The 22,322-nt window shown below is 42.1% G+C and carries 18 protein-coding genes, 1 tRNA gene and 1 riboswitch; of the genes, 16 read left to right on the top strand and 3 right to left on the bottom strand.

What is annotated here, in order from left to right; all coding sequences use genetic code 11:
• The first annotated feature begins 7 nt into the window (after nucleotides 1–7).
• From ACUW6H_RS08190 to ACUW6H_RS08210, 5 genes are all read left to right on the top strand, one after another.
• Nucleotides 8–238: a DUF1146 family protein gene (locus ACUW6H_RS08190; RefSeq protein ID WP_002892633.1), complete on the top strand. Its 231-nt coding sequence runs from the start codon at nucleotides 8–10 to the stop codon at nucleotides 236–238.
• 23 nt (nucleotides 239–261) lie between these two features.
• Nucleotides 262–1,545 (top strand): UDP-N-acetylglucosamine 1-carboxyvinyltransferase, encoded by a 1,284-nt coding sequence (gene murA, locus ACUW6H_RS08195; RefSeq protein ID WP_000411920.1) that lies wholly within the window; start codon nucleotides 262–264, stop codon nucleotides 1,543–1,545.
• Nucleotides 1,532–1,726, top strand: a complete 195-nt coding sequence (locus ACUW6H_RS08200) for a DNA-directed RNA polymerase subunit beta (RefSeq protein ID WP_000739701.1) — start codon at nucleotides 1,532–1,534, stop codon at nucleotides 1,724–1,726. The genes murA and ACUW6H_RS08200 overlap by 14 nt, the downstream gene beginning before the upstream one ends.
• A 40-nt stretch (nucleotides 1,727–1,766) precedes the next feature.
• Nucleotides 1,767–2,591 carry a DNA/RNA non-specific endonuclease gene (locus ACUW6H_RS08205; protein ID WP_454364006.1) on the top strand — a complete coding sequence of 275 codons (825 nt, stop codon included), beginning with the start codon at nucleotides 1,767–1,769 and terminating at the stop codon, nucleotides 2,589–2,591.
• 131 nt (nucleotides 2,592–2,722) lie between these two features.
• The gene (locus ACUW6H_RS08210) at nucleotides 2,723–4,054 is read left to right on the top strand and encodes a hemolysin family protein (protein WP_454364008.1); all 1,332 of its coding nucleotides are present in this window, start codon (nucleotides 2,723–2,725) and stop codon (nucleotides 4,052–4,054) included.
• A gap of 80 nt (nucleotides 4,055–4,134) precedes the next feature.
• On the opposite strand, the gene ACUW6H_RS08215 is transcribed toward ACUW6H_RS08210, so the two are convergent.
• Nucleotides 4,135–4,205: transfer RNA gene (locus tag ACUW6H_RS08215), tRNA-Cys, on the bottom strand.
• A 310-nt stretch (nucleotides 4,206–4,515) separates the two neighbouring features.
• Here ACUW6H_RS08215 and ACUW6H_RS08220 point away from each other — a divergent pair.
• The 6 genes from ACUW6H_RS08220 (at nucleotide 4,516) to ACUW6H_RS08245 (ending at nucleotide 12,774) form a co-directional block, all read left to right on the top strand.
• Nucleotides 4,516–6,495 carry a peptide ABC transporter substrate-binding protein gene (locus ACUW6H_RS08220; RefSeq protein WP_454364010.1) on the top strand — a complete coding sequence of 660 codons (1,980 nt, stop codon included), beginning with the start codon at nucleotides 4,516–4,518 and terminating at the stop codon, nucleotides 6,493–6,495.
• Between the two features lie 66 nt (nucleotides 6,496–6,561).
• Complete coding sequence (locus ACUW6H_RS08225; protein ID WP_454364012.1) at nucleotides 6,562–8,058, top strand: ABC transporter permease; 1,497 nt, start codon at nucleotides 6,562–6,564, stop codon at nucleotides 8,056–8,058.
• The gene (oppC, locus tag ACUW6H_RS08230; protein WP_000103692.1) at nucleotides 8,058–8,984 is read left to right on the top strand and encodes an oligopeptide ABC transporter permease OppC; all 927 of its coding nucleotides are present in this window, start codon (nucleotides 8,058–8,060) and stop codon (nucleotides 8,982–8,984) included. The genes ACUW6H_RS08225 and oppC overlap by 1 nt, the downstream gene beginning before the upstream one ends.
• Nucleotides 8,985–8,992: 8 nt before the next feature.
• The gene (locus tag ACUW6H_RS08235) at nucleotides 8,993–10,060 is read left to right on the top strand and encodes an ABC transporter ATP-binding protein (RefSeq protein ID WP_454364015.1); all 1,068 of its coding nucleotides are present in this window, start codon (nucleotides 8,993–8,995) and stop codon (nucleotides 10,058–10,060) included.
• 10 nt (nucleotides 10,061–10,070) lie between these two features.
• Nucleotides 10,071–11,000, top strand: coding sequence for an ATP-binding cassette domain-containing protein (locus ACUW6H_RS08240; protein ID WP_096406003.1), 930 nt, complete (start codon nucleotides 10,071–10,073; stop codon nucleotides 10,998–11,000).
• Between the two features lie 160 nt (nucleotides 11,001–11,160).
• Nucleotides 11,161–12,774 carry an LPXTG cell wall anchor domain-containing protein gene (locus ACUW6H_RS08245; protein WP_454364017.1) on the top strand — a complete coding sequence of 538 codons (1,614 nt, stop codon included), beginning with the start codon at nucleotides 11,161–11,163 and terminating at the stop codon, nucleotides 12,772–12,774.
• Between the two features lie 153 nt (nucleotides 12,775–12,927).
• On the opposite strand, the gene ACUW6H_RS08250 is transcribed toward ACUW6H_RS08245, so the two are convergent.
• Both ACUW6H_RS08250 and trkA read right to left on the bottom strand, forming a co-directional pair.
• Entirely contained in the window at nucleotides 12,928–14,367 is a 1,440-nt protein-coding gene (locus tag ACUW6H_RS08250; RefSeq protein WP_454364019.1) for a TrkH family potassium uptake protein, read from the bottom strand.
• Nucleotides 14,368–14,370: 3 nt separating this feature from the next.
• Complete coding sequence (trkA, locus tag ACUW6H_RS08255; protein WP_000706819.1) at nucleotides 14,371–15,717, bottom strand: Trk system potassium transporter TrkA; 1,347 nt, start codon at nucleotides 15,715–15,717, stop codon at nucleotides 14,371–14,373.
• Nucleotides 15,718–16,117: 400 nt separating this feature from the next.
• Between trkA and ACUW6H_RS08260 the strand changes: the two genes are divergently transcribed.
• From ACUW6H_RS08260 to pheT, 5 genes are all read left to right on the top strand, one after another.
• Entirely contained in the window at nucleotides 16,118–16,621 is a 504-nt protein-coding gene (locus ACUW6H_RS08260) for a tRNA (cytidine(34)-2'-O)-methyltransferase (RefSeq protein ID WP_242747135.1), read from the top strand.
• 40 nt (nucleotides 16,622–16,661) lie between these two features.
• A riboswitch (FMN riboswitch) is annotated at nucleotides 16,662–16,880 on the top strand.
• Between the two features lie 153 nt (nucleotides 16,881–17,033).
• The gene (locus ACUW6H_RS08265; protein WP_454364022.1) at nucleotides 17,034–17,597 is read left to right on the top strand and encodes an ECF transporter S component; all 564 of its coding nucleotides are present in this window, start codon (nucleotides 17,034–17,036) and stop codon (nucleotides 17,595–17,597) included.
• Nucleotides 17,587–18,237, top strand: coding sequence for a phosphatase PAP2 family protein (locus tag ACUW6H_RS08270; protein WP_454364024.1), 651 nt, complete (start codon nucleotides 17,587–17,589; stop codon nucleotides 18,235–18,237). Before ACUW6H_RS08265 ends, ACUW6H_RS08270 begins: the two co-directional genes overlap by 11 nt.
• Nucleotides 18,238–18,510: 273 nt before the next feature.
• Nucleotides 18,511–19,557, top strand: a complete 1,047-nt coding sequence (gene pheS / locus ACUW6H_RS08275) for a phenylalanine--tRNA ligase subunit alpha (RefSeq protein ID WP_454364026.1) — start codon at nucleotides 18,511–18,513, stop codon at nucleotides 19,555–19,557.
• A gap of 131 nt (nucleotides 19,558–19,688) precedes the next feature.
• A complete protein-coding gene (gene pheT, locus ACUW6H_RS08280) occupies nucleotides 19,689–22,094 on the top strand; it encodes a phenylalanine--tRNA ligase subunit beta (RefSeq protein ID WP_454364028.1) in 2,406 nt (801 codons plus the stop codon).
• Nucleotides 22,095–22,322: the final 228 nt, after the last annotated feature.

Raw genomic sequence — 22,322 nt, forward strand, 5'->3', positions numbered from 1 at the left:
TAGTCAAATGGTTCAATTATTATTCACTCTAAGTAGTCATATACTCTTTATTTATTTGAGTTTTTACCTTTTGAAGGATCTTGTGAGATGGGAAAAGGTTTTAAAAGTGACCGCTACTAACACAAAAAAAGTTCGTTTGTTGGTAGGCTTCTTTAGTATTGTGATGGGCTACATCTTGAGTTCATTCTTTATCAGTTTGTACCAACTGTGGCAAGAAGCACTTAGAGGACTATTATAAAATCAAAAGTAAAGGAAACAACTATGGAAAAAATTGTGGTTCAAGGCGGTGATAATCGTCTGGTCGGGAGTGTGACCATCGAGGGGGCAAAGAATGCCGTCTTGCCCTTGTTGGCAGCGACTATTCTAGCAAGCAAGGGTAAGACAGTCTTGCAGAACGTCCCAATCTTGTCAGATGTTTTCACCATGAATCAAGTAGTTCGTGGTCTGAATGCCAAGGTGGACTTTGATGAGGAAGCTCATGTTGTCGAGGTCGATGCGACTGGTGACATCACTGAGGAAGCTCCATACAAGTATGTCAGCAAGATGCGTGCATCGATCGTTGTCTTGGGACCAATCCTTGCTCGTGTAGGCCATGCCAAAGTTTCTATGCCAGGGGGATGTACCATCGGAAGTCGTCCAATCGACCTCCACCTCAAAGGTTTGGAAGCTATGGGGGCAAAGATCACCCAGACAGCTGGTTATATCGAAGCTAAGGCAGAACGCCTGCATGGCGCTCATATCTACATGGACTTTCCTAGTGTTGGTGCAACACAAAACCTGATGATGGCAGCGACTCTAGCTGATGGTGTGACGGTCATTGAAAATGCTGCGCGTGAGCCGGAAATTGTTGACCTTGCTATTCTCCTTAATGAAATGGGAGCCAAGGTCAAGGGAGCTGGTACTGAAACAATCACAGTAACTGGTGTCGAGGAACTCCATGGTACGACTCACAGTGTCGTGCAGGACCGTATCGAAGCAGGAACCTTTATGGTAGCGGCAGCTATGACTGGTGGAGATGTCCTCGTTCGAGATGCAGTCTGGGAACATAATCGCCCCTTGATCTCAAAACTACTTGAAATGGGCGTTGAAGTGACAGAGGAGTCAGAAGGCATCCGTGTTCGTTCTCAACTGGAAAATCTCAAGGCTGTTCATGTAAAAACCTTACCACATCCAGGATTCCCAACAGATATGCAGGCGCAATTTACAGCTCTGATGACAGTCGCAAAAGGGGAATCCACCATGGTGGAAACGGTGTTTGAGAATCGCTTCCAACACTTAGAGGAAATGCGCCGTATGGGCTTGCATTCAGAGATTATCCGTGACACGGCTCGTATTGTTGGGGGACAAGCTTTACAGGGGGCTGAAGTTCTATCAACGGATCTTCGCGCTAGTGCTGCTTTGATTTTGACAGGTCTGGTGGCGCAGGGAGAAACAGTTGTCGGTAAGTTAGTCCACCTTGATAGAGGTTACTACCGTTTTCATGAGAAATTGGCTCAGCTAGGAGCGAAGATTCAGCGAATCGAGGCAAATGATGAAGAAGAATAAAAATTTACGCTATGTACTCCGTCGTTTACTGTTGATTTTTATCGTACTATTGCTAGGCTTTTTGGCTTTAGGAATCGGCTTGATGGTTGGTTATGGTATCCTAGGAAAGGGACAGGATCCATGGGCAATCTTGTCTCCAGCAAAGTGGCAGGAATTGATTAGCAAATTTACAGGAAATTAGACTGGGAGACCAGTCTTTTTCTAAAGAAATAAGGAGAAAAATGGACAAAAAAACAAGACAAGCTCTGATAGGGTTACTTCTATTCTTACTCTTGGCTGCTGGAAGCTATTACATCAAGCAGATGCAGACAGCGCCAAACACCCCTAGAACCAAGGTTAGTCAGAAAAAACAAGCTTCAGAAGCTCCCAGTCAGGAGCTTGCTGAAAGTGTCTTAACTGAGTCAATCAAAAACCAAATCAAGGGGGGGCTCGAGTGGAATGGAGCAGGGGCCTTCATTGTCAATGGCAATAAAACCAATCTAGATGCCAAGGTTTCTAGCAAACCCTATGCGGATAATAAGACAAAGATAGTTGGAAAAGAAACAGTCCCGACTGTTGCCAATGCCATCTTATCCAAAACGACTCGGCAGTATAAGAATCGTGAAGAAACTGGAAATGGATCTACCTCTTGGACGCCACCAGGATGGCATCAGGTTAAGAATCTAAAGGGAGCCTATACACATGCAGTTGATAGGGGGCACCTGCTGGGCTATGCCTTGATAGGTGGTTTGGATGGCTTTGATGCTTCTACTAGCAATCCCAAGAACATTGCAGTTCAGACAGCTTGGGCCAACCAGGCTCAGGCTGAAGATTCGACAGGTCAGAACTACTATGAGAGTTTGGTTAGAAAAGCCTTGGACCAGAATAAGAGAGTCCGTTATCGGGTAACTCTCCACTATGCTACGAATGAGGATTTGGTTCCATCTGCTTCACAAATTGAAGCCAAGTCTTCAGATGGCGAATTGGAATTCAATGTCCTAATCCCCAATGTTCAAAAGGGTATCCAACTTGATTACCGAACAGGTCAGGTCACGGTGACAAACTAGAAAAAAGGAATAAAAATTGCTCCCTTGTCCGTCATTGATAAGGGAGTGATTGTATAAATTAGAAAATAATGTGATTCCTAAGCCAATTTATGATATAATGGAACACAAGATACTATTTTAGGAGAAGGACTATGGAAGACCCGAGCAGTCAGAATTTGTTGCTACAGTTTGTATTGTTATTTATCTTGACCCTGTTAAATGCTTTTTTCTCAGCCACTGAAATGGCGATGGTGTCACTAAACCGTTCCCGAGTGGAGCAAAAGGCAGAAGAGGGAGACAAACGTTACATTCGTTTGTTAAAGGTACTTGAAAATCCTAACCACTTTTTATCAACCATTCAAGTCGGTATCACCTTAATCACGATCTTATCAGGGGCAAAATTGGCAGATACACTTGGACAAGTAATTGCATCTTGGATAGGAAATAGTGAAACAGCTTACGCTATTGCAAGTTTTCTATCTTTAGCGTTTTTGACCTATATTTCTATTGTTTTTGGGGAACTCTATCCTAAACGGATTGCCCTCAATCTGAAAGATGCTTTGGCAATTCGAACAGCACCAATTATTATTGGTCTTGGAAAGATTGTCAGTCCCTTTGTCTGGTTGTTATCTGCTTCAACCAATCTCTTGAGTCGTTTAACGCCAATGACCTTTGATGATGCGGATGAAAAAATGACTCGAGATGAAATTGAGTACATGTTGACCAAGAGTGAGGAAACCTTGGATGCAGACGAAATCGAGATGTTACAAGGGATTTTCTCTCTAGATGAACTGATGGCGAGAGAAGTTATGGTTCCTCGGACAGATGCCTTTATGGTGGATATTCAGGATGATAGTCAAACCATTATCCAAAGTATTTTAAAACAGAACTTTTCCCGTATCCCAGTTTATGATGGGGATAAGGACAATGTGATTGGGATTATTCACACCAAGAGTCTTCTTAATGCGGCCTTTGTGGATGGTTTTGACAATATTGTTTGGAAGAGGATCTTACAAGATCCACTCTTTGTCCCGGAAACTATTTTTGTGGATGACTTGCTAAAAGAATTGCGAAATACTCAGAGACAGATGGCCATTTTGCTCGATGAATATGGTGGTATGGCTGGTCTGGTCACACTGGAGGACCTGCTGGAGGAGATTGTCGGAGAAATCGACGACGAGACAGACCGAGCAGAAATTGAAGTCCATCAAATCGGTGAGGACACCTATATTGCACAGGGAACCATGAATCTTAACGACTTCAATAACTACTTTGGTGTCGAACTAGAAAGCGATGATGTGGATACCATCGCCGGTTATTATTTGACGGGTGTTGGAACGATTCCAACCACTGAGAAAATCAGTTACCAACTGGTCAGTCAAAACAAGCAAGTCGTCCTGACCAACGACAAGGTGAAAAACGGACGTGTTACCAAGGTAAAAGTTCAAATCACTGAAATAGAAAATGAAGAAGAAACAGAATAAAGGAGCTTGAGCCACCATCAGGTGCTCAAGCTCCCATTTATAAGAAAAAAGACTCACGAGGAGTCTTTTGGTTTACTATAAGGCGGTAGACGGATTTGAACCGACGATCAAGCTTTTGCAGAGCCGTGCCTTACCACTTGGCTATACCGCCTCAACGTTTATTATTATACCTTGAAAATGATTCTACGTCAATAGTTTCTTAACCGAAAATCCAATTTAGGAAACTTTCCCTTTTTATGATAGACTTTAAAACCGAGAGAGAAAGTCTGGGAATCAGTCTTCACAGGCTGTAAAATTGCCATCTAATCACCTAGATAGCAAACAAAGAGTGTAGAAATTTGACAAATGAAAGTTTTTTGAGGGTATACGCCTAAATATTCTGAAAATTCGTTTACTTTTTAGATAATATATGATATAATCGAAAACAAGACTAAAATTTTTTTTAAAGAGGGGATACATACATGAAAAAAAGTAGAGTATTTGTCGCAGCAGGGATTGCCCTATTAGCAACTGGTGTTTTAGCTGCTTGTGGTTCTTCAAAATCATCTGATTCTACAGCGCCAAAAAATTATGGTTATGTTTATACAGCTGATCCAGAAACGTTGGATTACCTCATTTCAGGGAAACAAAGTACTAAGGTCGCCACTTCAAATGGTATCGATGGTCTCTTTACAAATGATAAATATGGAAACCTAGTTCCTGCAGTTGCAGAAGACTGGTCCGTTTCAAAAGACGGTTTGACTTACACCTACAAGATTCGTAAAGGTGTCAAATGGATGACATCTGATGGCGAAGAGTATGCTGAAGTAACAGCCAAAGACTTTGTAAATGGTTTGAAACACGCAGCTGACAATAAATCAGCAGCTAAGTATCTAGCAGAAGATTCAGTTAAAGGTCTAGCTGACTATATAGCTGGAAACAATAAAGATTTTGCTTCAGTCGGTGTAAAAGCAGTTGATGATTATACCCTTGAATACACTTTGAACAAACCAGAACCATACTGGAACTCTAAGCTAGCCTACTCAATCTTCTGGCCATTAAACGAAGAATTTGAAAAATCAAAAGGATCTGATTTTGGTAAAGCAACTGACCCTACATCATTGCTTTACAATGGACCATTCTTGCTGAGAGGTTTGACTGCTAAGTCATCTATCGAATTTGTGAAGAATGAAAACTATTGGGACAAAGACAATGTTCATCTTGATAAAGTAACACTTGCTTACTATGATGGTTCTGATCAAGAATCAATTGAACGTAACTTTACAAGTGGGGCTTATAGCTATGCCCGTCTCTTCCCAACAAGTTCAAACTACTCTAAGGTAGAAGAAACATACAAAGACAATATCTACTACACTCCATCAGGTCCAGGTATTGGTGGTTTGGGTGTAAATATTGACCGTCAAGGTTACAAATACACTTCTAAGACAACTGATGAAGAGAAGACTTCTACTAAGAAAGCCCTTCTTAACAAGGACTTCCGTCAGGCTTTGAACTTTGCCTTTGACCGTACTTCTTACTCAGCACAAATTAACGGTAAGGAAGGTGCTCCTCTTGCAGTTCGTAACCTCTTTGTGAAACCAGACTTTGTCTCTGCAGGCGAAAAAACTTTCGGTGACTTTGTAACTGAAAAGATGGCTGCTTATGGTGATGAGTGGAAGAACGTAAACTTTGCGGATGGTCAAGATGGACTTTTCAACGCAGATAAAGCCAAAGCTGAATTTGCCAAAGCTAAAACAGCATTGGAAGCAGAAGGTGTGAAATTCCCTATCCACTTGGATATCCCAGTAGACCAAACATCTAAAAACTATATTGCACGTATTCAATCCTTCAAACAATCCGTTGAGACAGTACTTGGAGAAGAAAACGTAGTCATCGATATCCAACAAATCACTACAGATGAACTACATAATATTACATACTATGCAGCTAGCGCAGCAGCAGAAGATTGGGATCTCTCAGGAGCAGTTGGATGGAACCCAGACTATGAAGATCCATCAACTTACCTTGATATCTTGAAAACAACGAATGCTGAACAAACAAAAACATACATGGGTTACGAAGGTGCAGATAATGCTGCAGCGGCTCAAGTTGGTTTGAAAGAATACGATAAGCTAGTTGATGAAGCTGCTAAAGAAACCAACGACTTGAATGTTCGTTATGAAAAATATGCTGCTGCTCAAGCTTGGTTGACAGATAGCTCCCTCTTCTTGCCAGCGATGTCGTCAAGTGGTGCTGCACCAATCATTTCTCGTGTTGTACCATTCTCTGCATCTTACAGTCAATCTGGAGACAAGGGATCAGACGTATACTTCAAGTATATTCAGTTACAAGATAAGGTTGTAACAAAAGCTGACTATGAACAAGCTCGTGAAAAATGGCTCAAAGAGAAAAAAGAATCAAACGAAAAAGTTCAAAAAGAATTGGCTAATCACGTTAAATAAATAACTCTCAAGAGAACTTTCTCTCCATGAGGAGAAGGTTCTTTTGGGATTTTAAAAGGAAACGATATGAAGAAATATATTTTTATGCGTGTATTGCGTTCATTGTTGTCTATTTTCTTGGTGACAACCTTGACCTACACAATTATCTATACGATGGTTCCTCGGAAATTGATTTTCAAGCAGGATACCAACTATAACAAGATTGCAACGACGCCAGATAAACGAGACAATTATGAAAATACCGTTTATGAGCGAATGGGCTATATCGAGTACTACGATACCAAAGAGTTGCAAGAAAGAGCGAGCACGATGGACTCATCTGTAACAGTGGATGCCAATGATACCAATAAGGCAATCTATGAAAAATACATCAACCAACTAGGAAATGGTTGGACACTCGGTGTGTTCTCAGAAAGTGGTCAATTCTATGCTACGCGTGAAATTCCAATTTTTGAACGTGTTTTCAAATTCTATTCCAACTTGATTGATATTGATCATACAAACAAGATTCAAGATCCTGAAAATCCAAACTTGGAACGTTATCTTCGTTTTGAAAATGACCCTGCTATTGGTTGGTCATTGGTTGGTTCAGGTACAAAACATAAATACCTTTTGTATTTCAACAACCAATTCCCATTTGTACACCAGAACTTTGTGAACATTAACTTAGGTGACTCTTACCCAACTTATGCAAACACACCAGTGCTTCAAGTTATCACACAAGGTCAGGGACAAACTAAGACATCAGAAGTTCAATTCCCTACAGGTAAAAAGACTTCATCTGTAGATATTTACTCTCGTACCTACAAATCTCCAAGTCAAGCAGATGCGCGTGAGGTAGCCAACTATGGTAAAGATGATCCATATACAGCTACAGAAAGCAATTATCAATATCCATCAATGATTGCAAGCTCAGCGGTTGCTGGTTTGATCGGTTTGATTATTTCTTATGCGATTGCGATTCCACTTGGATCTGCTATGGCTCGCCACAAGAATACTTGGATTGATAGCTTCTCGACAGGTGCTCTAACCTTCTTGCTTGCTCTTCCAACGATTGCCTTGGTTTACATCGTCCGCTTGATTGGATCATCCATTGGTCTGCCTGACTCATTCCCTATTTTGGGTGCTGGAGATTGGCGTTCTTATGTCTTGCCAGCAGTTATTCTAGGTTTGTTGGGTGCACCAAGTACGGCTATCTGGATTCGTCGTTACATGATCGACTTGCAATCTCAGGACTTCGTTCGTTTTGCTCGTGCAAAAGGTTTGTCTGAAAAAGAAATTTCAAATAAACACATCTTTAAAAATGCCATGGTTCCTTTGGTTTCAGGTATTCCTGGTGCCGTAATCGGAGTTATCGGTGGTGCAACATTGACAGAAACGGTCTTCGCTTTCCCAGGTATGGGTAAAATGTTGATTGATTCTGTTAAGGCATCAAACAACTCAATGGTAGTTGGTCTTGTCTTCATCTTCACATGTATTTCTATCTTCTCACTCTTTGTAGGTGATATCTGGATGACCATGCTTGACCCACGTATTAAATTGACAGAGAAAGGAGGCAAATAATGTCAACAATCGATAAAGAAAAATTTCAGTTCGTAAAACGTGACGATTTTGCCTCTGAAACAATTGATGCTCCTGCCTATTCATACTGGGGTTCTGTATTTAGACAATTTCTAAAGAAAAAATCAACCGTCTTTATGCTAGGAATTTTGGTTGCTATTATCTTGATGAGCTTTATTTACCCAATGTTCTCAGATTTTGACTTCAACGATGTAAGTAAGGTCAATGACTTCTCTGCTCGTTTTATCAAGCCCAATGCTGAACATTGGTTTGGTACAGATAGCAATGGTAAATCCTTGTTTGACGGGGTTTGGTTTGGTGCGCGTAACTCTATCCTCATCTCTGTAATTGCAACTTTTATCAACCTTGTGATTGGGGTTATTGTTGGTGGAATCTGGGGAATTTCAAAATCCGTTGACCGCGTCATGATGGAGGTTTATAACATTATTTCAAACATTCCATCCCTCTTGATTGTCATTGTCTTGACTTACTCAATTGGTGCTGGTTTCTGGAATTTGATTTTTGCCATGAGTGTGACAACTTGGATTGGGATTGCTTATATGATTCGTATCCAAATCATGCGTTACCGTGACTTGGAATACAACCTTGCTTCTCAAACACTTGGAACACCAACCTTTAAAATCATTGTTAAAAACATCATGCCACAATTGGTATCTGTTATTGTTTCTACGATGACCTTGATGTTGCCAAGTTTTATCTCTTATGAAGCCTTCCTTTCCTTCTTTGGATTGGGATTACCTGTAACAGTGCCAAGTTTGGGACGTTTGATCTCAGATTACTCACAAAACGTTACGACCAACGCTTACTTGTTCTGGATTCCATTGACAACCTTGATCTTGGTATCCCTATCTCTTTTCGTTGTTGGTCAAAACCTAGCGGATGCTAGTGATCCACGTACACATAGATAGGAGTAGGCATGATAAAAGGAAAAAATGTAATTTTGACTGCTCGTGATATTGTCGTGGAATTTGACGTTCGTGACAAAGTTCTGACAGCTATCCGAGGAGTTTCTCTAGACCTGATTGAAGGGGAAGTTCTTGCCTTGGTAGGTGAGTCAGGTTCTGGTAAATCTGTTTTAACAAAAACCTTTACAGGGATGTTAGAAGACAATGGACGTATTGCCCAAGGAAGTATCGACTATCGTGGACAAGACTTGACAGCTCTTACTTCTAACAAGGATTGGGAGAAGATTCGTGGTGCTAAAATTGCGACCATCTTCCAAGATCCTATGACAAGTTTGGACCCAATCAATACAATCGGTAGCCAAATCACTGAAGTTATCGTTAAACACCAAGGGAAAACAGCTAAGGAAGCCAAAGAGATGGCAATCGACTATATGAATAAGGTCGGAATTCCAGACGCTGAAAAACGTTTTGATGAGTATCCTTTCCAATATTCTGGAGGGATGCGTCAACGTATCGTTATCGCGATTGCCCTTGCCTGTCGTCCAGATATCTTGATCTGTGACGAGCCAACAACGGCTCTTGATGTAACCATTCAAGCACAAATCATTGATTTGCTTAAAACTTTACAGAACGAGTACCACTTTACCATTATCTTTATCACCCATGACCTTGGTGTGGTAGCAAGTATTGCGGATAAGGTAGCGGTTATGTATGCTGGTGAAATTGTAGAATACGGAACTGTTGAGGAAGTTTTCTACGACCCACGCCATCCATATACTTGGAGTCTCTTGTCTAGCTTGCCTCAGCTTGCTGATGATAAAGGGGAATTGTACTCTATCCCAGGAACACCACCATCTCTTTATACTGAGTTGAAAGGTGATGCCTTTGCCCTTCGTTCAGATTATGCGATGCAAATTGACTTTGAACAGAAAGCACCTCAATTTTCAGTTAGTGATACCCACTGGGCTAAGACTTGGTTGCTTCATGAGAATGCTCCTAAAGTTGAAAAACCTGGGGTCATTGCAGATTTGCATGACAAAATTCGTGATAAAATGGGCTTTGCTCATCTAGAAGACTAGGAGGAAGGAAATGTCTGAAAAATTAGTAGAAATTAAAGATTTAGAAATTTCCTTCGGTGAAGGAAGTAAGAAGTTTGTAGCGGTTAAAAATGCCAACTTCTTTATCAACAAGGGAGAAACTTTCTCTCTTGTAGGAGAGTCTGGTAGTGGGAAAACAACGATTGGTCGTGCTATTATTGGTCTAAATAATACCAGTAAAGGTGAGATCATCTTTGATGGTCATAAGATCAATGGAAAAAAATCTCATAAGGAATCCTCAGACTTGATCCGTCGTATCCAGATGATTTTTCAGGACCCTGCAGCCAGCTTGAATGAGCGTGCGACAGTTGACTATATCATCTCTGAAGGTCTTTACAACTACCATTTGTTTAAAGACGAAGAAGATAGAAAAGAAAAAGTTCAAAAGATGATTCATGAAGTTGGACTTTTGAAAGAACACTTGACCCGTTATCCACACGAGTTTTCTGGTGGTCAACGCCAGCGTATCGGGATTGCCCGTGCCCTTGTGATGGAACCTGATTTCGTTATTGCGGATGAGCCAATCTCTGCCTTGGACGTATCTGTCCGTGCGCAAGTTTTGAACTTGCTCAAGAAGTTTCAAAAAGAGTTGGGCTTGACTTATCTCTTTATCGCCCATGACTTGTCAGTTGTTCGCTTTATCTCAGATCGTATCGCAGTTATCTATAAGGGAGTTATCGTCGAAGTTGCGGAGACAGAGGAGTTGTTTAACAATCCTGTCCACCCATATACTCAGGCGCTTCTATCTGCTGTACCGATTCCAGATCCAATCTTGGAACGCAAGAAAGTCTTGAAAGTTTACGACCCTGACCAACATGACTATGAGACAGACAAGCCATCTATGGTGGAAATTTGTCCAGGTCACTATGTTTGGGCAAATCAAGCAGAACTTGCTCGTTACAAGGAAGCTCTTAAAAAATAATTAGATTCGGAGAGGACCAAAAGGTCTTCTCATTTTTAATTTTTTCAATGAAACAATCTGGGGAGAGAAATATTTTAAAAAGTGCTGAAAAAGGCTTGACAAAGGGATTGGGGGGAGATATACTTAATGTGATAAATTTTAAATAATGAGGAGACACAAGATGTCAAGAATAAAGCGTTATAAACATGATCGAAAAAAAGCTATCAAGCTAGAGAAACTTGCTTTGCTTGGTCTAGCAGCTGTGACGGTTGGTCTGGCTGGAGCAAGCCTTGCACAGGCAGAGGAAACGGTAGCAGAAACACCAAAAACCCTAGTTGATACCCCAGAAGCTAAGGAAAAGGAGCAAACAGCAGAAAAGAATACGGACTCTACTAAGGAAACTTCTAATCAACTACCAGATAAAGAAAAGAAGATAGTTGAGGGAGAGAAACCTGCTTTGCAAACAGTCACCTTTGATGTGGTTGAAGTATATCACTATTTCCAAGCTGGTGGTCGAGGGACTGATGAATTGTCCCGAAAAACAATCACTCTCAAGCCAGGAGAAAGCTATACCTTAAAGGCGAATACCTATAAGGATTTTGAGCTTGATGATTATAAGAAAAGCTATGATTATAAGGAAAATCTTAAGAATATCGGCAGAACCATAACCAATGACGGCTCTGAGCAAATCCAAGAGGAGTATATCATCACCTTCAAAGAAATTATCAGGGAGGTTCCAAACCCTACAGATTCGACCAGCCCAGATATTTATGCTAGTAAGATAAGCCATGATACAACCGTGATGGTATATCATCTTATAGATTGGGATGAGCAGAATTGGAAAGGACAGAGAGGGTTGACGAGAACTTATAGACTTCCCCTTGGGAAACGTTTTGACCCTAAAGACCTTGTAAATCCTGCATATGGAACCTTGTTGAAGTATGAAGTGTCTGATACTGCTGTAGGGGTTGTAGCAGCACGTGTATACTACAAATCTCACCCCAAAGAGACCCTCGTTTCCCCTACAAGCAATGTTTCTGTTTCTCTAACAGGAGCAGATGTTGCAGCGGTTGATAAGATTGTTGCGGACAAGGTTTTAGATACCACTATTCTGGCTAAACTCCCAGCAGAACTTCCAGCCAAAAATGTTGAACTTTACGATGTTAAGACTCAAAAGGCAGATGGTAGTTTTGTACAAATTTCAGGAGAAGCAACTGTAACGATTCCTGTGGATCCTAATCGTAAAGTAGAAAAAGTAATCTACTTCTTACCAGAAACGGGAGCAGTTGAGGAACTGCCGTTTGAATTGAGTGCTGATGGAAAATATGTTCATTTCAAAGTTTCTCACTTCTCAAATTATGGGGTTGTTTATCAATCTCAAAACACTGAGAAACCAAATCCACAGCCAGATCCAGCACCACAGCCGAACCCAGCACCGCAACCAGATCCAGCACCGCAGCCGAATCCTGCACCTCAACCAGATCCAGCACCACAGCCGAATCCGGCACCGCAACCAGATTCTACACCACAGCCGAATCCTGCACCACAACCGGAACTAAACCTGAAACCTCAGGATAATGGTAAGAATAAGGATTCTAGGAGTCTGTCTGAGGAGCCGAAAAAAATTGAAGATGTGAAGTCTGATCCATCTAAGAAAGAAATAGAAAAGACTGAAGATAAAGAAAAAGCTTTACCAAAAACAGGAGAAAGTAGTAGTCTTTTAGGCCCAGTTGGAGCAGTATTACTAGGAATGATGACGCTTCTTAAATTCTCTTTCAAGAAGAAAAGAAACTAGTGTTTATTAAAAAAGTTGAATAAAACCTTCATGCTCTGTTAAACTATGGGGATGGCTTATATACTAAAACGCATAAAATCAGGTTAAAAGTAGCCATAATTTTATGCGTTTTTACTATTTAAAGAGTTTTATCTAGTTTCGTTTATATTTCTATTAACGCTTAGACCAGGTGCGTTTCATAAAGAGCAGCAAAATTGGGTAAATCTCTAAGCGGCCTGCAATCATTGCAAAGGAGAGCAGGATTTTAGAGATGGGACTAAAGATGGCAAAGCTCGATGTTGTACCTAGAATTGGTCCGATATTGTTAAAACAGCTAAAGACCGCACTGGTCACGACTAGAAAATCATTGCTGTCTAGGCTGATGATGAAGATGAGCGACAATAAAATCATAGCATAGATCACAAAATACTTAAGAATCTTGTGTTGGGTATCCTTATCAATCACCGTTTTATTGACATGGAGAGTCAAGACACGGTGAGGAGATAAGATGGACAGAATCTGATTTTTAGCAATTTTTGTAAGGATCAGTCCACGGATAATTTTGAGACCACCTGCTGTTGACCCAGCTGAGCCACCGATTGCCATAAGGAAGAGGAGGATAAACTGGGAGAAAAGGGGCCAGTTGGTAATATCTCCGTAACCAAATCCCGTTGTCGTAATGATATTGGATACTTGGAAGAGAGCCATCTCAAAACTCTTAGAGACACCTTGGTAAAGGTGGAGGGTGTTGAGGGTGATCAAGCCGGTAGACACCAGAACAATAATGACATAAGCCCGCAGTTCCTCATCTCCAAAGAAGGCCTTGACCCGACGGAGCATGAGAAAGTAATAAAGGTTAAAATTGACACCGAAAACCAGAACGCCAAAACTGACAAGATAGGTAATTAGGGAACTGCTGTAGTGGGCGATTCCATCATTGTAGACGGTGAATCCCCCCGTTCCTGCTGTTCCCATAGCGATGACAAAGCTATCAAACAAGGGCATACCTGCTAGATAGTAGATGACAACAAAGAGGGAGAAGAGCCCGAGGTAAAGGAGATAGAGGATCTGGGCAGTATTTTTCAGTTTGGATACAACCTTACCAAAGACAGGACCAGGGACTTCTGCTTTCATCACCTCTAAGTGACTATTCTTAGCATTGTCCATAATAGCAAGTGCGAAAACAAGCACTCCCATCCCTCCTATCAAGTGGGTGAAACTTCGCCAGAAGAGGAGGGAACGACTGAGAACGGAAACATCTGTTAGGATAGTAGCACCAGTCGTTGTAAAACCAGAGCTGATCTCGAAAAATGCATCGATGATGCTGGGAATTTGTCCTGAAAAGACAAAGGGTAAGCCACCAAAGAAAGACCAGAGTATCCAACAGAGGGCAACGATTAAGACACCCTCCTTGGCATAAATCCGTTGATTTTTTGGTTTTCGTAGGACTCCCACCCCACCGAGAAGAACTAAAATTCCAATCGTAGTAAAAAGAGCTGTAAATACTTGGCTGGACTCTCGGTAATAGGTCGCAACGCTGACAGGAACTAGGAGGAGAACAGCCTCAATCAAGAGAAGTTTGGAGAGGAGGTAACGAATCATACTTTTATTCATTTCTTACCTCTCAATCAAATCATAAATTTTGGTGATATTTGGTAGCAGGGTGGTTACCAGTAATTGGTCTCCGACCTCTAGCGTATCCTCTCCGGTCGGGAAGATTGTTTTTCCTTTTCGAATAATGGCTGCGATGAGAATACCCTTCTTCAATTTCAGATGAGAAAGAGGCTTGGCAGTCATTTTATTAGCTTCCTTGATATGGAATTGTAGGGTTTCAATCTGGCCGTTTGCAAGATGGTGCATGGCTTGAAGGTCTGAGTATTGGGCATTAACCCGACCTCGGATAAAGTGCATAATGGTATCCACTGCGATGATCTTTGGCGTGATGATACTTGAAAAATCAGGTGCATGGATAATTTCTAGGAGACTGGTCCGGTTGACCTTGGTGATGTTTTTCTGGACGCCAACACGGTCAAGGAACATGGAGGTGATGATGTTTTCTTCGTCCACCCCAGTTAAGGTTGCGACCGCATCGTAGTGAGGAGCACTTTCTTCTAGTAAGATATCTTTGGCTGTCCCATCTCCCTGAACGATATAGAGATTTGGGAATTTTTCACTAAAGAAACGGGCTCTTTCAGGATTGATTTCGATAACCTTGGTGTCAATCCGGCTGTCTTTCAAGATACCGACGAGATAGTAGGCAATTTTTCCTGCTCCGATAATCAGAAAGCTCTTAACAGTCCGAGCTTTAAAATGATTGTGCAGGCGCATCATATCGACCCGATTTCCTGTAACAAAGATGCGATCCTTATCTTGAAGGGTCATTTCACCACCTGGAATGATCAACTCATGGTTGCGCTCCAAAGCACACACAATCACATCAAATTTTTTCCGAAATTCTGAAATGGGCATCTGGCAAAGACCACTAGCATCTTTGACCACAAACTCCATCAAGCTAACTCGACCTCCAGCAAAACGTTCGACTGAAAGGGCACTTGGGAAGTCGACAATATTCCCAATAGCACGGGCAGCTAGAAGCTCAGGATTGACAATGAGAGAAAATCCAAGAATGTTTTTTTCTTTAAAATAGGAGTTGGAGTACTCTGGATTTCGAACCCGAACGATGGTTTCTTTAGCGCCCATTTTTTTGGCAAGAACTGCTGAAATCATGTTCACTTCATCGTGTTCGGTTAGTGCGATAAAGATATCACACTCTTGAACACCGGCTTGCTCTAAGATAGTAAAGTCGGCACCATTTCCAAGGAGGCCCATGATGTCAAAGCGACTGACAATATGGTTCAGTACAGCTTCATTTTGCTCGATGAGGACAACATCATGGTTTTCCGCGACTAGTGAACGACAGAGGGCAAAACCAACTTTCCCTCCACCAACAAGGACAATTTTCATATAAAAACCTACTTTTTCATGATGTAACTATCATACCCTTTTTTAGCAAAAAATGCACTTGCCAAGCCGATTTTTGCAGGAAGAAAGAACTTTTTCAAGTTTTTGAAGATAAATATGCTTATCTTCTATAAAAATGTCTCTGGGATGAAGTGATTAACCTCTCTTGATAAGGCTATTCTGAAAGTGAATGTCCGAGTATGAAAATATCATTAAAAAAAGTAAAAAATTCAAGTCGTTTCTATTGACATTGGTTCTGAAAGTGTTATACTAAGAAAGTAGTTTCGCTGATTTACTTCAAACCTGTTGTGAGGTAAGTTAACGACGCCTTAACCACGCTGTTTGCTGAGCTTGACTCCGGGCAGTGTGGCTATTTTTTTGCAATGATAAAAGGAAGCCAATTATGACAAATCACATTGTTTTATTTGAACCTCAGATTCCACAAAATACTGGCAACATCGCGCGTACTTGCGCTGCGACCAATTCTCCCCTCCACATCATTAAACCAATGGGCTTTCCCATTGATGATCGCAAGATGAAGCGAGCAGGTTTGGATTATTGGGATAAGTTAGAGATTCATTTTTATGATAACTTGGCAGACTTTATGTCTCAGATGAAAGGACAAGTCTATCTGATTTCTAAATTTGCAGAAAAGGTCTATTCTGAGGCGAATTTGGCAAGTGGTGAAGATCAGTATTTTCTCTTCGGACGTGAAGACAAGGGTTTACCAGAGGATTTTATGCGTGAACATCCTGAGAAAGCTCTCCGTATTCCTATGAACGATGAACATGTCCGCAGTCTCAATGTTTCGAATACCGTATGTATGATTGTTTATGAAGCCCTCCGTCAGCAACATTTTGCTGGTTTAGAGCTCGTTCACACCTATGAAGCGGATAAATTGAAATAAACAAAATGCTTGCAAGTGCAAGCGTTTTTTGTTATGATTAAAGGGTCTTCAGGGCAGGGTGAGATTCCCGACCGGCGGTAAATTTGACTAGCTATTTTAGCTTTCTCGTCGTTGTCTTGTCTCGATATACTTTAAGTATTATCTTCGACTGCGACGCCTAGGTAAATCTAAAATATCTTAGCCAAATAAGTCCGCGAGCGCAAGCTGATGTGGTGCGATTCCACAACCGACAGTATAGTCTGGATGGGAGAAGACGAAAGAATAGCTTTGTCTGTTCGGATGAGTTTATAGATAAATTGCAACCGCTTGCTCAAAAGAGTGAGGGGGAACTTTTGGGATATAAAAAGTGAGAATAGATAGAGGGATCCTTTCCAACTTCTTCTGATTTTATAGAAAATTGGAGGAACCTGTTATGACAAACACACGTCGACTTTCGACCATTGCGATTTTATCAGCCATTTCATTTGTGCTGATGTACTTTGACTTTCCGCTCTTGCCAGCGGCGACCTTCCTCAAGATCGAGTTTAGTATCTTGCCAGTCCTTGTGGGCTTGGTGGTCATGGATTTGCCTGCTGCTCTCGGGATTCTCTTGCTGCGATCACTCTTGAAGTTGCTTCTCAATAGCCAGGGAGTGAATACCTACATTGGCTTGCCAATGAATATCGTAGCCTTGGGAGTTTTTGTTATCGCTTTTGGTTTGATTTGGAAAAAGGAGCGTAGCACCCTTCGTTTTCTACTAGCATCTCTAGCGGGAACTATCGGATTGACTGCGGCTATGTTGGTTCTCAACTATGTCTATGCTGTTCCTTTGTACGCGAAGTTTGCCAACTTTGATATTGGAAAAATTTTGGGACTTTCCAACTACCTAATGACTATGGTATTACCTTTTAACTTGCTTGAGGGTGTAATCTTTGCCGTTTCATTCTGGTTGTTATACGTCCTCTTGAAACCAACCTTAAAACATTATGAGAGATAAACAAACATTTTTAATGAAGGGCAGTTTTGCCCTTTTACTTTTCGTCCTTCTTGGCTACATGGTTAAGTTTTACCCCGAAACGCTGGTCGGTTTTGACCAACCGCTTCAGACAGCTATTCGTGGGGACTTGCCAGATTATTTGACAGTTCTGTTCCGTGCCCTTACGCATTTGATTGATATCCCAGTGATTATCACCTGGGTTGCCATCGCAGTCCTTGTCTTTTATCGTAAGCAGTGGAAGATAGAAAGCTACTTCATGGCGGGTAATCTAGCCTTAGCCGGTCTTTTGATTGTGACCTTTAAAAATATTTACCAGCGCCCACGACCAGCTATCTTACACCTAGTCGAGGAGAAGGGATTTTCTTTTCCAAGTGGCCATTCTCTTGCAGTAACGCTGATGGTAGGCACTTTGATTGTCATTCTCAGTCAACGGATTAAAGATCCGGTTTGGAGAAAAATTGTGCAAATCGTCCTTGCTCTCTACCTAGTCAGTGTGCTGGTATCAAGGGTCTATCTGGGAGTTCATTATCCATCAGACGTCCTTGCCAGTCTCTGTGTGGGTTTGGGAGTCCTGTTTATTGAATTTCCCTTCTATGACAAGCTCCGCTTCCAATGGCGATTTAAAGGCAAGCAGAAGTGAGATAGGTCTTGCAAGAATGGTGAAAATCTGATAAACTAAGTAGTAATTGAATAGAAATCCGCAAGACTAGTAGCCCAAGGGAAGTATATCAGGGAGGAGAGCCGTGACTGCAAGCTCTCTATATGAAAGCTGGGTGAATTCACTTGCGCATGGATTTAGAAATGAAGGTCTGACTTGTCAGATGAAAACGGATGGTACCGCGTGTCAACGCTCCGAGTGGAGTTTTTGGCATGTGGTTTTCTTTTTATCTTATGAGAGACTGATGGAGGAAATATGTCAACTATTGAAGAACAATTAAAAGCGCTTCGCGAAGAAACGCTGGCTAACTTGAAGCAGATTACTGCTGAAAATGAAAAAGAGATGCAAGACTTGCGTGTCTCTGTCCTAGGTAAAAAAGGTTCGCTTACCGAAATTCTTAAAGGGATGAAGGATGTTTCTGCTGAGATGCGCCCAATCATCGGGAAACACGTCAACGAGGCTCGTGATGTCTTGACGGCCGCTTTTGAAGAAACAGCAAAGCTCTTGGAAGAAAAGAAAGTTGAAGCACAACTTGCTAGCGAGAGCATCGATGTGACCCTTCCAGGTCGTCCAGTTGCGACTGGTCACCGTCACGTTTTGATACAAACCAGTGAAGAAATCGAAGATATTTTCATCGGTATGGGTTATCAAGTCGTGGATGGCTTTGAAGTTGAAAAAGACTACTACAACTTTGAGCGGATGAATCTTCCAAAAGACCATCCAGCTCGCGATATGCAGGACACTTTCTATATCACTGAAGAAATCTTGCTCCGTACTCATACGTCTCCAGTTCAGGCGCGTGCCATGGATGCCCATGATTTTTCAAAAGGTCCTTTGAAGATGATCTCACCAGGACGCGTTTTCCGTCGTGACACGGACGATGCGACCCACAGTCACCAATTCCACCAAATCGAAGGCTTGGTTGTTGGGAAAAATATCTCTATGGCGGACCTTCAAGGAACACTTCAGTTGATTGTGCAAAAAATGTTTGGTGAAGAGCGTCAGATCCGTCTGCGTCCATCTTACTTCCCATTCACAGAGCCATCTGTTGAGGTGGATGTTTCCTGCTTCAAGTGTGGCGGAGACGGCTGTAACGTATGTAAGAAAACAGGTTGGATTGAAATCATGGGTGCCGGTATGGTTCATCCACGTGTCCTTGAGATGAGTGGTATCGATGCGACAGTATACTCTGGTTTTGCCTTTGGTCTTGGACAAGAGCGTGTAGCCATGCTCCGTTACGGAATCAACGATATTCGTGGATTCTACCAAGGCGATGTCCGCTTCTCAGAACAGTTTAAATAAGATTGAAACCTGAAACACAGTCCTATACAGTCGTTCTCGTTTTCTCATAGTTTAGAAATAGAAACGACTGACTCGAAGAAAAAGAAAGGAATTGAAAAGGTCTTACTCGGTGGGATCTTAGAATCAGAATTATGTTAGTATCTTATAAATGGTTAAAAGAGTTGGTGGACATTGATGTGCCATCACAAGAGTTGGCTGAAAAAATGTCAACTACAGGGATAGAAGTAGAAGGTGTGGAATCACCAGCTGCTGGTCTCTCAAAAATTGTCGTCGGTGAAGTCTTGTCTTGCGAAGATGTACCCGAAACACACTTGCATGTCTGCCAAGTCAATGTGGGTGAAGAAGAAGCCCGTCAAATCGTCTGTGGAGCGCCAAATGTGCGTGCAGGCATCAAGGTCATGGTGGCTCTTCCGGGTGCTCGCATAGCGGATAACTACAAGATTAAAAAAGGGAAAATCCGTGGCTTAGAGTCACTCGGAATGATCTGTTCCCTTGGTGAGTTGGGCATTTCTGACTCCGTTGTACCGAAAGAATTTGCAGATGGCATCCAAATCTTGCCAGAAAATGCTGTTCCAGGTGAGGAAGTCTTCTCTTATCTAGACTTGGATGATGAAATCATCGAACTTTCCATCACTCCAAACCGTGCAGATGCTCTTTCTATGCGTGGGGTGGCGCACGAAGTAGCAGCTATCTATGACAAGGCAGTCAATTTTAAAGAATTTACTTTAACAGAAACAGACCAAGCCGCATCGGATGCTCTTTCTGTCAGCATTGATACAGACAAGGCTCCTTACTATGCAGCTCGTATCTTGGACAATGTGACCATCGCACCAAGTCCACAATGGTTGCAAAACCTCCTCATGAATGAAGGTATCCGTCCCATCAATAACGTTGTAGACGTGACCAACTATATCTTGCTTTACTTTGGTCAACCTATGCATGCCTTTGACTTGGATACCTTTGAAGGGACTGACATCCGTGTACGTGAAGCGAGTGCTGGTGAAAAATTGGTGACCTTGGATGGTGAAGAACGTGATTTGGAAAAAAATGACCTAGTTATCACTGTCGCAGACAAGCCAGTTGCCCTTGCAGGTGTTATGGGCGGACAAGCAACAGAAATCTCTGAAAAATCTAGTCGCGTTGTCCTTGAAGCTGCAGTCTTTAATGGCAAATCTATCCGCAAGACTAGCGGTCGCTTGAATCTTCGTTCTGAGTCATCTTCTCGCTTTGAAAAAGGGATCAATGTGGCAACTGTTAACGAAGCCCTTGATGCGGCAGCTAGTATGATTGCAGAACTTGCAGGTGCGACAGTGCGTAAGGGAATCGTTTCAGCAGGCCAGTTGGATACATCTGATGTAGAAGTTTCTTCTACTCTTGCAGACGTTAACCGTGTCCTTGGTACTGAGCTTTCCTACGCGGATGTAGAAGACGTCTTCCGTCGTCTTGGATTTGGCCTTTCTGGAAATGCAGAAGCCTTCACAGTTAGCGTTCCACGTCGCCGTTGGGATATCACTATCGAAGCGGACCTCTTTGAGGAAATCGCTCGTATCTATGGTTACGATCGGTTGCCAACCAGTCTTCCAAAAGATGATGGGACAGCCGGTGAATTAACAGCGACACAAAAATTGCGCCGTCAAGTTCGTACCATCGCTGAAGGAGCAGGACTGACTGAAATCATCACCTACGCTTTGACTACTCCTGAGAAAGCAGTTGAGTTTACGGCTCAACCAAGCAAGCTGACAGAACTCATGTGGCCAATGACTGTGGAACGTTCCGTTCTCCGCCAAAATATGATCTCAGGTATTTTGGATACGGTAGCCTACAACGTGGCTCGTAAGAACAAAAACTTGGCTCTTTATGAGATTGGAAAAGTTTTTGAACAAACAGGCAATCCCAAAGAAGACCTACCAAACGAGATCAACAGCTTTGCCCTTGCTTTGACAGGCTTGGTTGCAGAAAAAGACTTCCAAACTGCAGCAGTTCCAGTTGATTTCTTCTATGCTAAGGGAATCCTTGAAGCCCTCTTTGCTCGTTTGGGACTAGAAGTGACTTATACAGCAACATCTGAAATCGCTAGCCTTCACCCAGGACGTACAGCCGTAATCTCACTCGGGGACCAAGTTCTTGGTTTCCTCGGGCAAGTACATCCAGTCACTGCCAAGGCTTACGATATCCCAGAAACTTATGTAGCTGAACTTAACCTTTCAGCCATCGAAGCTGCCCTCCAACCTGCTGCTCCATTTGTGGAAATCACCAAATTCCCAGCAGTCAGCCGTGACGTGGCTCTACTTCTGAAGGCAGAAGTGACTCACCAAGAAGTTGTGGACGCTATCCAAGCTGCAGGCGTGAAACGTTTGACAGATATCAAACTCTTTGACGTCTTCTCAGGCGAAAAATTGGGACTTGGTATGAAGTCAATGGCCTATAGCTTGACCTTCCAAAATCCAGAAGATAGCTTGACGGACGAAGAAGTCGCACGCTATATGGAAAAAATCCAAGCATCACTCGAAGAAAAAGTGAATGCAGAAGTACGTTAACTCATCAATCCATCCTTCGGGGTGGATTTTTAGTTTCAAAAGGACAGTTCAGAAGAGAAAAACGACAGTTGAGGGGAAAGTCCTCCCAGATAGTCTTTAATGGATTATACTAAAGCTATCACTGGAGCGCTTAAAATCCTTAGAGACGAAATTATTTACTATAAATTATCATGTTAGAAATGGACATAAATCGTTGTAAAGGCTGTCAAAAAGGAGTATAATAAGTGC

The organism is Streptococcus sp. 151470009-6, assembly GCF_053628175.1.